The organism is uncultured Lactobacillus sp., from assembly GCF_945290125.1.
GTDB classification, from domain to species: Bacteria; Bacillota; Bacilli; order Lactobacillales; family Lactobacillaceae; genus Lactobacillus; species Lactobacillus rizhaonensis.
Map to the genome: position 1 here is coordinate 1 of NZ_CALYQV010000068.1, position 10044 is coordinate 10044.

A 10044-nucleotide genomic window follows, 5' to 3' on the forward strand; every position below is an offset into this window, starting at 1 on the left:
ATTTGATTACGTTAGTAGCCGAAGAGTTTATTAAAAAAGCTTTACAACATGATATAACATTAAATGTTATCAAATATCTGGGATGCGACCATGGCAGTTTGAACTTTTTTGGCACGGAACCACAAGCCGAGGACATGTGTCTGGAAATAGCTAAAGCAGTTAAAAAAGCGCTTGCATAGTTAAATATAAACTGATAGTATAATAAGTATAAAGTGAATAAAGGATCGTAACAGTTTAGAAACTGGCGAAACCAAAATATTGATGATGATGTGCCTTTACAGTACGTCACGAATCTTTATTTTGGTTTTTTGTTTTTCGGAGGGGAATTATGGCAATTATAGGAGCAAGAATTGATAACAGATTACTTCATGGTATTGTGGCAACCAGTTGGGCGCCTGATTCTGGCGCAACAAGAGTGATGGTAATAGATGATGATGTGGCTAACGATCCGCAAAAAAAGCAGGCGATGAAACTAGGAAGACCGTCGGGCATGGCAGTATCAATTATTACTAAAGAAACAGCTTTAACAAATTTTAGTAATCATAAATATGATCGTCAAAAGGTCTTCATCATTTCACAAACGCCTGAAGTTTTTCTCAATCTGTTAGAGCAGGGAGAAAAAATTGACAAGCTAGTTTTAGGTGGAACATTAACTTTTGATAATGCAATTAAAGTGACCAAGAGAGCATACATCAAACCTGAGCAGGTTGATATTTATCTGGCAATTCTTAACAAGGGCTGCAAGGTAGTCTCTCAATATGTTCCCCAAGACGATAGTGTTGATGTGGCAAAAATTTTAAATAGTAAGAAAGCAGGGGCATAATTATGGGATTTACTGTTTGGCAGATAATTTTGATTACTGTAATAGCTTATGTTCAAAGATTAGATGGTATGACTACTCAAATTATTCCTATGAACTACATGTTTTGGTCTTGCATTGTTGGTGCAATACTAGGAGATTTTCAAATAGGTTTAGTCATTGGTGCAACCATTCAGTTAATGTCATTAGGCGTAGCTGCATTAGGTGGCAGCTCTACTCCTGATTATTCTGTGGCTGCAATAATTTCTACTGCAGTAGCTATTAGTTCAGGAAAAGGTATGGCTGCTGGGCTGGCATTGGGAGTTCCCGTAGGTATGATTTGCATCCAATTGGATGTTCTGCTTAAGATTTTGAATTCGTTTATTACTAATAAAGCACACGAATTGGCCGATAAAAGACAGTACCGTAAAATGCGCCTGCTTATTCCTGTAATGACAGCATTAATGCCTTTGGAATCAGCTGTTCCCGTATTTATAGCAATTCTGTTTGGCAAAACTGTGGTTACCAGTATTTTAAACTTTATGCCAGCTTGGTTTACAGTCGGTCTTAATGTTGCTGGAGGAATGTTGCCTGCAGTCGGTATGGCTATGCTTTTAACTTATATGCCGCTTAAAAAATATGGCTACTGGTTGTTAGTTGGCTTTGCGCTAACCGCATACTTGAAGATGCCAATTTTGGGGGTGGCATTAATTGGTATAGCTGGAGCAATTCCAACTTTTATGAATTATTCAAAAACAAGTAGCACAAGTGCAGGTACTAACGCAAATGGGTTGACACAGGAGGATATGGAAGATGAATAAAGAAGTTGAAGTGAAAAATGATGGCAGGGTTTTAACTAAAAAAGATATTTGGCGTGCCATGAGACGGCACTATCTGGCTATCAGCACTTATAACTATGACAGTGGCTTTGCGGCTACCTTGGTATGGGAACTATTCCCGCACTTAGTAAAATCTATCACGATGATCCGGACGGCTTACAGGCTTTTATTGATAACCAATTCAAATTCTATAATTGCAATCCCTGGATGTCATCGATCATTACCGGAGCTACTTTGACAATTGAAGAAAAAGGTAAAACTAAGTCTTTGCAAGCCATACAGGACTTAAAGACCGCCTTAATGGGACCATTTTCAGGAATCGGAGATACTTTAATTTGGATACTATTCCCAACTGTACTAGGTGCTATTGCCGCTTCAATGGGTAAGCACGGCAATAGTATTGGCATGTGGATCTATTTAGCGGTGTATGTCTTGTTCTTTTTCTTACGGTCATTTCTATATAATGTAGGCTACGATTCTGGTACTGTATTAATGACCAATATGAGTGACAAACTTTCTGCGTTGACAGATGCTGTGTCAGTCCTGGGAATTGCTGTAATCGGGGCAATTGTTCCGTTGACGATCAACTTTCAGCTGGCTTTAAAATTTAGCCAAGCGGGAGTAACGCTCACGGGTCAACAAATTTTAGACCAATTAATGCCTGGACTTTTATCTGTATTATTGACGGCTTTACTTTATTGGATGTTAAAGAAAGGGCGTAAAATGACTACCTTGATTTTGATGGTAATTGTTATCGCCATGGTTGGAGCAGCGCTAGGTATTTTAAAGGCATAATATGAAACAGATAGTAATCATCTCACATAAAACACTTGCAAGAGGTATGGCTGAAACAGTTAAATTTTTTGCAGGTAATATCGAAAATATACATTATCTTTGTGCTTATGAAGATGGTAAAAATGAATTTCCAGTTCGAGAACTTACAAAATTAATAAATAGTTTTAATGAACAAGATCAAGTATTTTTGTTAACAGATTTGTTAGGGGGAAGTGTTAATCAGAACTGTTCACAATTGATTAAAAGAGAAAATATAAACGTAATAACAGGTGTTAATTTGGCTTTAGTATTATCAATTACGCTTGATCCAAGTAATCAGTTAAAAAAGCAAAAGATACAGGAGCTGATAGCTCAAGCAAAAAATCAGATTGTATATATGAATGATTATGATAGTGGAAACGAATCAGATGATGAATAGGAAATAAAGTTATGAAAGTAGTAAAAGTCTTTAATAATAATGTCGTTTTGGTTAATATCAAAAATCATCAACAAGCTATTCTTTTTGGTAATGGTATTGGTTTTAAAAAACAACCTGGTGATCAAATTACCAAGGGCAATGGCGTACAGACTTTTATCAAAAATATCAAGGATCCGGAATGGCTTAATTCATTATCAAATTTACTTGAAAATGTACCGCTTGAATATTTAGCGGTAGCAAAGAATATTGTTGATCACGCAGAGAAAAAGCTTGGAACTAAGTTTAATCAATTTTTGATTATCAGTTTAGCTGACCATATTTATTTTGCCGTTAAGAGAACTAGTAATGATAATATTTCATCGTTAACTAGTGTTAAAAATGTTTATCCCATTGAATATGAAGAAGCTAAAGAGGGAGTCAAAAGAATTAATGCCACTTTTAATGTTAAATTGCCAGCTGGCGAAATTAGTTTAATTGCAATTCATTTCGTTGAAAATGAAATTAGTCCTATTGATGAAAACAAGCAATCAAATGAAAATTATGTTACCCTACATCTAAGTAAAGTATTACAAATTATTATTACGGATTTAGGCTATCCAGCTAAACCAACGGCGTTGGAGAGGCTTACAGTTCATTTAAGGTTTTTAATTTCCCAGATTCAGAGCAATAACACTTATTTAAATGATAAGTCTCAGGATAATAAGCAGATATTAGATTCTTTTTTAAAACAATTTCCTGAATTAAAAAGTACTCTTAAAAAATTGCAGGATTACTTTTTTCAAGAAATGGATTATAAATTAAATAGTAGCGAGCGTCTTTATTTAGTCATTCATTTAAAACAAGTTGAAAATAGTTCACAAGATGAATAAGTGAGGCAGAATAATTTTGATGAAAATAGCACAAGTAATAGACCATCTAATTCAATATGAGCGCGGAGAAATTGATGTCAAAACCTTTAGTGGCCAAAAAGAGGCGGGAAAACTAATTAAATTAGGCCATAATACTGATAGAGATAAAATTCTTTATGGTCAAAGCCACCTGGATGACCAATGTAAAGGAATAGTGACGACTTGCTGGCCTAGTGTGGAGGTAATAAAGAAAACACACCAGTATGGTGCAAATTTAATAATCTGTCATGAGGCAATGTTTTGGAATCATGGAGATCACACTACTTGGCTTAAAGAAAATAATAACGAAACTTTTGCAGAAAAGAAAAGGCTGTTAGATCAATATAAAATTGTAGTAAGAAGAGATCATGATCATCTTCATTCTGGTATTCCTGCCAGTGAAAGTCCTGACGGCTGGGCAGATGGTATCTTTTATGGCTACGCTCAAGAGCTCGGCTGGACGAAGTACATGAAAACCTTTAGTGGCATGCCCTTATACTTTGACTTTCCAGCAGGTACTACTGCTAGAAACATTGCACAGCATTTAATTGCAAAACTACATTTAAATGGTTGTAGAATTGAAGGAGATCTTGATACGCCAGTAAGAAAAGCTATTATCCCACTTCATAATCTGGGGGACGCCAACGAGTTAATTAACTTAATCGATCACGAAAAGATTGATTGCGTGTTGACAATGGAAATGATTGACTTTACATTAGCTGAATACATCAGAGACAGTAATATGCTGGGGTTAAATAAAGCAATTGTCCAAATTGGACATTTCAATACAGAAGAAGTAGGGATGTACTATATGCAAAAGTGGCTGCCGAAAGTTATTAAAAATACAGAGATACCAGTTAATTTTGTCCAATCAGGAGATATGTATCACTTTATTGCTGAAAGTTGATCAATGATATAAGAATTATTAAGAAAGTCAGATATATTAAATAGAAAATACGCGATTCTTGTTACGATAGCAGAATCGCGTACTTTTTGTATATTAAATTTTAGGGTTTACAGCACTAATACTAATGCCTTTTAAATTAATTTATTCTGCTGTATGTTTTTAGTTGTAACACTGCCTTTAGTTAATATTTTTACTAAGTTGGAGCCAATATGTACCACATCATGTTCAATCCGGTAAAGCAATCTTTGCCATTAAGGCTAACTTTATTTTGTTACCGATAGCTATGATTGTATTATCAATTGTAGTAATGTACTTTTATAATCTTGATAAAATTTATAACCAAATAAAAATGACTAATAAGGAGAATTAAAATGAACATTTCGGATTTAACTCGAATTAACTTAAATGAAGAAAATCGGACAATATCACCTGAAAATTTAACGGGCGCTAAGGGCAAAGCTGCAATGAGTGCCAGTGACTTGGGTCCCAGTCGCAAAGGCAATGGTTCCATTAAATTACCTCAAGGGAAAACTGTAACCATAGCTGATATTCATTCTGCAGGAGAAATTAGACATATTTGGATGACAATTGCTGATGCAACTCCGGCTGGTAGTTTTGTACTGCGGGATGTAGTTTTGAGAATGTATTGGGACGGAGCAGGCAAACCAGCAGTTGAAGTTCCTATTGGTGATTTTTTCTGTAATGGTTTTGGTGAACGGTGTGAAATTAATTCTGCTTTAATTACTGTTAACCCAACAGGTGGCTTTAACAGTTACTTTCCAATGCCGTTTAGAAAATCCGCTAAAATTACAATCACAAACGAACATCCTGGTGATATTGACGGTTTCTTTTATGGTATTGATTATGTTATTAAAGATGTGCCCGAAGATGCCGCATACTTTCACGCTGCTTGGAATAGACAAGAATATACTCAAAAACAAAATGATTTTGTAATTTTACCTTCTATAAAAGGTCCTGGACATTTTGTAGGAGTCTATTTTGAAGTCTGTGCTTTACAACGTTATTGGTGGGGTGAAGGAGAATTCAAATTTTATATTGATGGCGATACCAATTACCCAACAGTTACTTCTACAGGTACTGAAGATTATTTTGGTGGAGCTTGGGCATTTCATCAAAAAGACAAAAATGGTAAGACATATGCCCAAACTTTTCAAAGGCCTTTTATGGGATATCCATTTATGTCAAAGGTAGATCATACTCGGGATGAATTTAATAATGGTGAGTTAATGCCTTTACACGCATTTGGCAATGACGCTTTGCCAATGCATGGATTATATCGTTTTCATTTATTAGATCCAATTCGGTTTAAACACGATTTAAAGGTAACTGTCCAGCAAATCGGTAATAATGATATTCAATTGTTTGAGCGTTCAGATGATGTTGCTGCCGTTGCTTATTGGTACTCAGCAGAAAAAGCAAGTGATTTACCAGCTATTGCTCCCCAACCGGAAAGGGTGCCACGCTAGGTATTTATAAATGACAAATTAAAAACGTGATTCTGCTACGATAACAGAACCACGTTTTTTTGAGCACAGGGAACGGCTGAAATTCCAGGTTCTTTTATTGTACTCTGCATCTATTTGAGAACGCTATGTTTTATAAAAAGTACACAATTTTACTATATTTAATGATTTTCATATTAGATGGCTTATCTTTAGTTACAGTAAAATATTTATTTAAAAAGCCTTTCATGCTTTTAAAAAATATACAGTAAGCTTTTAGTAGAATGGTAAAATATTTATATAATTGAAAAGTAATTTAGTATAACTTTTTGTAATAGTAAGACCTAATTAATTGGTATTTTAAGTTGAATACTTTTCAGTGGATAATAAAATAAGGTAATTTGGTTATTTAAATAAAAATTAAAGCCCGCCAATTATATCAAAGAAAAGAGATCAGAATGAGCATTATCAAAAATCATTTTTTTGCAGGTGAAAGAATTCTTTTTGGATTAAAAGATGCACAGCTGGAAGGAATAACTTTTGGAGAGGGAGAGTCACCACTAAAGGAAGCCAGCAAAATTAGCATTAAAGACTCTGTTTTCAAGTGGAAATATCCGTTGTGGTATGACAATGACATCACTGTCGATAATACTGTTTTTGAAACTATGGCTCGTAGTGGTATCTGGTATACCAAAAATATTGCGATTAAAAATTCGGCTTTACAAGCACCAAAATTATTTAGAAGAGCAGAAAAAATAAATTTAGACCATGTTCATTTTGCAAATGCTGAAGAAACAATGTGGACATGCAAGGACATTCGCATTACCAATAGTCAAATTAACGGTGATTATTTTGGCAAAGATAGTCAAAATATTTATCTTGACCACGTCAGTGTGGTTGGTAACTATGTTTTTGATGGTGCTCAAAATGTTGAAGTACATAATTCTACTTTTGTTTCTAAAGATGCCTTTTGGAATTGCAAAAATGTTAGTGTTTATGATTCAACAATTGATGGGGAATATTTAGCATGGAATGGCCACAATATTAAGTTCATTAATTGTCAGATTGAAAGTGATCAAGGACTTAATTACATTGACCATTTGGAACTAAAAAATACCAGTTTAATTCACACTGACTTAGCTTTTGAATATGTTTCTGATATCGATGCTACGGTTTCGAGTAAAATTGATAGTGTCAAGAATCCAATTTCCGGTAGAATTTCTGCTCCGGCAATTGGTAAATTGATTCTAGATCCACAAAAAATTACTCCCGCTAAAACGGAAATTATCTGTGCTAAAATTGATGAGAAAATTGATCATTCAGATGAAAATCAGAAACCAGGGGATTAAATATAATGAATAAATATGATTTTGTTAATGCGCCGGATAGAAGTATGACGGACTCAGTCAAGTGGCATGTTAAAAAAGGCGACTTACCAATGTCAATTGCCGACATGGACTTTAAAACCGCACCGGAAATTATTGCTGCAATGAAAGAAAAAATTAGTCTCGGTGTTTTTGGCTATGAGTGGCCTGAAAATGATTATTTTAATGCTGTCGCAGATTGGTATGAAAAAGAGCACGGTCATCGGCCAGAGCAGGAATGGCTGATTTTTACTACGGGTGTAGTACCAGCAATTTCTTCAGTTGTGCGGCGAATCTCTCACATTGGTGACAATGTTTTAGTGCAAGCACCTGTTTATAATGTTTTTTATAATTCAATTGAAAATAACGGTCGACACGTTTTAAGTAATGACCTGCAGTTTGATGGCTCAAATTATAAGATCAATTGGGAAGACTTGGAACAAAAATTAGCATTACCTCTGACGACACTCATGATTTTTTGTAATCCGCATAATCCTGTAGGAAAGGTATGGACTCAAGAAGAAGTTCAAAAAATTGCTGATTTATGTTTTAAACATCATGTGGTACTTTTGTCTGATGAAATTCATGGTGATCTGGTACGCGAAGGGTCAGATTATACTCCTGCTTTTTCAGTAAATGGTCCCGCACGTGACAACGTTATTTCCTTAGTTTCGCCAAGTAAAACCTTTAACGTTGCAGCTTTACATGCAGCAACTGCTATCGTACCGAATAATAACTTGCGTGCTATGGTTAATCGCGGTCTTAATAGTGACGAAGTAGCAGAACCAAATTTGCTCGCCATTCCGGGAACAATTGCTGCGTATGAACATGGTCATGATTGGCTGCAAGCATTGATTAAGCAGCTAAACGTTAATTTTAGATATGCTCAAGAGTTTATCAGCAATAATCTTCCCCAAGTAAAAGTGGTCTCAGGCAAGGCAACATATTTAATTTGGCTTGATGTTGAACAGATTAGTACCGACTCGCAAGAATTAGCTGACTACTTAGAAAAGAAAACAGGTCTGGTTTTATCACCAGGGAGTATTTATCGCGGTAACGGTCACAACTTTTTACGCATGAACCTTGCTTGCCCGTTAACAATGGTTAAAGATGGCTTAGAAAGGTTAAAGACAGGACTGACAGAATATTCTGCTTAAATTTGTTAAAAGGACGACTATGGCAATTAGTATAGTCGTTTTTTGATTAGAAAGTAATCAAAAAAGCTAACTAGTGTTATAAGCCGAAATTAATGTTTCATGTGAAACTTAAAAACAAAAAGGTAATAAATATGGAGATTATATATTTGAGTCAGTGTTATTTCCCGGGAAATGTTGCCAAAACCAATATTAATTAAATTAGAATTTAAGTAAGCGGCTTTGATGTCATTGCATTAAGTCACAGTTAATAGCACGTAAGGTCGATTCCCTTGATGATGTTAGTTGAAAGCTTCTTCGGAATATTCAAACGAGAAAAGTTTTTTGGCTTTGAGAAGCAGCTTAAAAATTTCACTGAACTAGAAGATGCAATCAGAGACTACATTGAGTATTACAATCAGAAAAGAATAGAAATCAAACTAAAAGGACTAACTCCGATTGAATATCAGAAGTTAGTCCTCAATTAGTAATTAATAAAGTGTCCCAATTTTAGGGTTCACATCACAAATTTACCATGACTCTTAATTTATATAATTAATTTGCTAAATATACAAATATTTAATTGATTAATTTATATATTGTTTATTGAAACAACCGTTTTATTTGCCGTTTTTAAGTTGTAAAAAATTAATTTTTAGATTTATTTTTTTGAAAGTGCTGAGCAAGTTGAATGGCAGTGGTGATGTAGTCAAGAATAGTTGAGACAGCTAATATGATGCCTTTGAAATTAACCGAGTTCTCAAAAATTAGCGGTAGTTGAGCGCCCATTGCAATAAACAGAACTATGATCAAAAGTTTACCCGGAGAAATTTTGCCATTACTACTTGTGAACTTATCTAATAAAGTTTGAATCTTTTTTGTTGTTTGTGGTGATAGTTGCATTTTCTGAGCAAGAATTTTTAAAAAGGTGCTATTTTTAAAGACAGAGACTAATTGATCATTTGCTTCTGTGGATAATTGTTTTAGTTGTTCTGCAATATGTTTATTATGCTTAGCGCAAACCTGCAATAAATTTTGAATTTGTTGTAGTCCAGATAAATTCCATGAATAATTATTTGAATTAATTCTTTCCCATAATTCTGGTATCTGTGCAATTCTTTGATTAAATTGGCTGAATAATTTCTGTGTCATTTTTGTTGGCAATATACTTTTTTGCCAATTTACTAACTGATTTTTAATATGCATAAGATATACTTCCTTTTCCTAATTATAGCAAGATTGGAAATTATACAATCTTTATATGCTTAAATTAAAATTTCCTTTTTTCATGTGAAACATTATTACGGGTGACTTGATGATAAAGACAAGGTTCATAATTTAAAAGAATCATTGCATAAATGATAAAGCTGGATAAATTAATAAAAGTAATTGACCGCAAACTCACTTTTTCCAATGAAGCTATCAAAAAGCAGAGCATG

General features: G+C 34.3%; 11 protein-coding genes. 10 read left to right on the forward strand and 1 reads right to left on the reverse strand.

Annotated features, from left to right (window positions below):
• Positions 1 to 328: 328 nt before the first annotated feature.
• The 10 genes from Q0K80_RS09030 (at position 329) to Q0K80_RS09075 (ending at position 9093) form a co-directional block, all read left to right on the forward strand.
• Complete coding sequence (locus Q0K80_RS09030; protein ID WP_294605601.1) at positions 329 to 823, forward strand: PTS sugar transporter subunit IIB; 495 nt, start codon at positions 329 to 331, stop codon at positions 821 to 823.
• A gap of 2 nt (positions 824 to 825) precedes the next feature.
• On the forward strand, positions 826 to 1620 hold the full coding sequence (locus Q0K80_RS09035; protein ID WP_294605603.1) for a PTS sugar transporter subunit IIC: 795 nt from the start codon (positions 826 to 828) through the stop codon (positions 1618 to 1620).
• A gap of 123 nt (positions 1621 to 1743) precedes the next feature.
• The gene (locus Q0K80_RS09040; protein WP_294605605.1) at positions 1744 to 2433 is read left to right on the forward strand and encodes a PTS system mannose/fructose/sorbose family transporter subunit IID; all 690 of its coding nucleotides are present in this window, start codon (positions 1744 to 1746) and stop codon (positions 2431 to 2433) included.
• A gap of 1 nt (position 2434) precedes the next feature.
• Entirely contained in the window at positions 2435 to 2851 is a 417-nt protein-coding gene (locus tag Q0K80_RS09045; RefSeq protein ID WP_294605607.1) for a PTS N-acetylglucosamine transporter subunit IIBC, read from the forward strand.
• Positions 2852 to 2862: 11 nt separating this feature from the next.
• On the forward strand, positions 2863 to 3720 hold the full coding sequence (locus Q0K80_RS09050) for a PRD domain-containing protein (protein WP_294605609.1): 858 nt from the start codon (positions 2863 to 2865) through the stop codon (positions 3718 to 3720).
• Positions 3721 to 3739: 19 nt separating this feature from the next.
• Positions 3740 to 4645: a Nif3-like dinuclear metal center hexameric protein gene (locus Q0K80_RS09055; RefSeq protein WP_294605611.1), complete on the forward strand. Its 906-nt coding sequence runs from the start codon at positions 3740 to 3742 to the stop codon at positions 4643 to 4645.
• A 371-nt stretch (positions 4646 to 5016) separates the two neighbouring features.
• Positions 5017 to 6132 (forward strand): glycoside hydrolase family 172 protein, encoded by a 1116-nt coding sequence (locus Q0K80_RS09060; protein ID WP_294605612.1) that lies wholly within the window; start codon positions 5017 to 5019, stop codon positions 6130 to 6132.
• 434 nt (positions 6133 to 6566) lie between these two features.
• Complete coding sequence (locus Q0K80_RS09065) at positions 6567 to 7457, forward strand: DUF3737 family protein (protein ID WP_294605614.1); 891 nt, start codon at positions 6567 to 6569, stop codon at positions 7455 to 7457.
• Between the two features lie 5 nt (positions 7458 to 7462).
• Positions 7463 to 8629 (forward strand): MalY/PatB family protein, encoded by a 1167-nt coding sequence (locus tag Q0K80_RS09070; protein ID WP_294605616.1) that lies wholly within the window; start codon positions 7463 to 7465, stop codon positions 8627 to 8629.
• A 272-nt stretch (positions 8630 to 8901) separates the two neighbouring features.
• A complete protein-coding gene (locus Q0K80_RS09075) occupies positions 8902 to 9093 on the forward strand; it encodes an IS3 family transposase (protein ID WP_294605618.1) in 192 nt (63 codons plus the stop codon).
• A gap of 160 nt (positions 9094 to 9253) precedes the next feature.
• On the opposite strand, the gene Q0K80_RS09080 is transcribed toward Q0K80_RS09075, so the two are convergent.
• Entirely contained in the window at positions 9254 to 9811 is a 558-nt protein-coding gene (locus tag Q0K80_RS09080) for a hypothetical protein (RefSeq protein WP_294605620.1), read from the reverse strand.
• Positions 9812 to 10044: the final 233 nt, after the last annotated feature.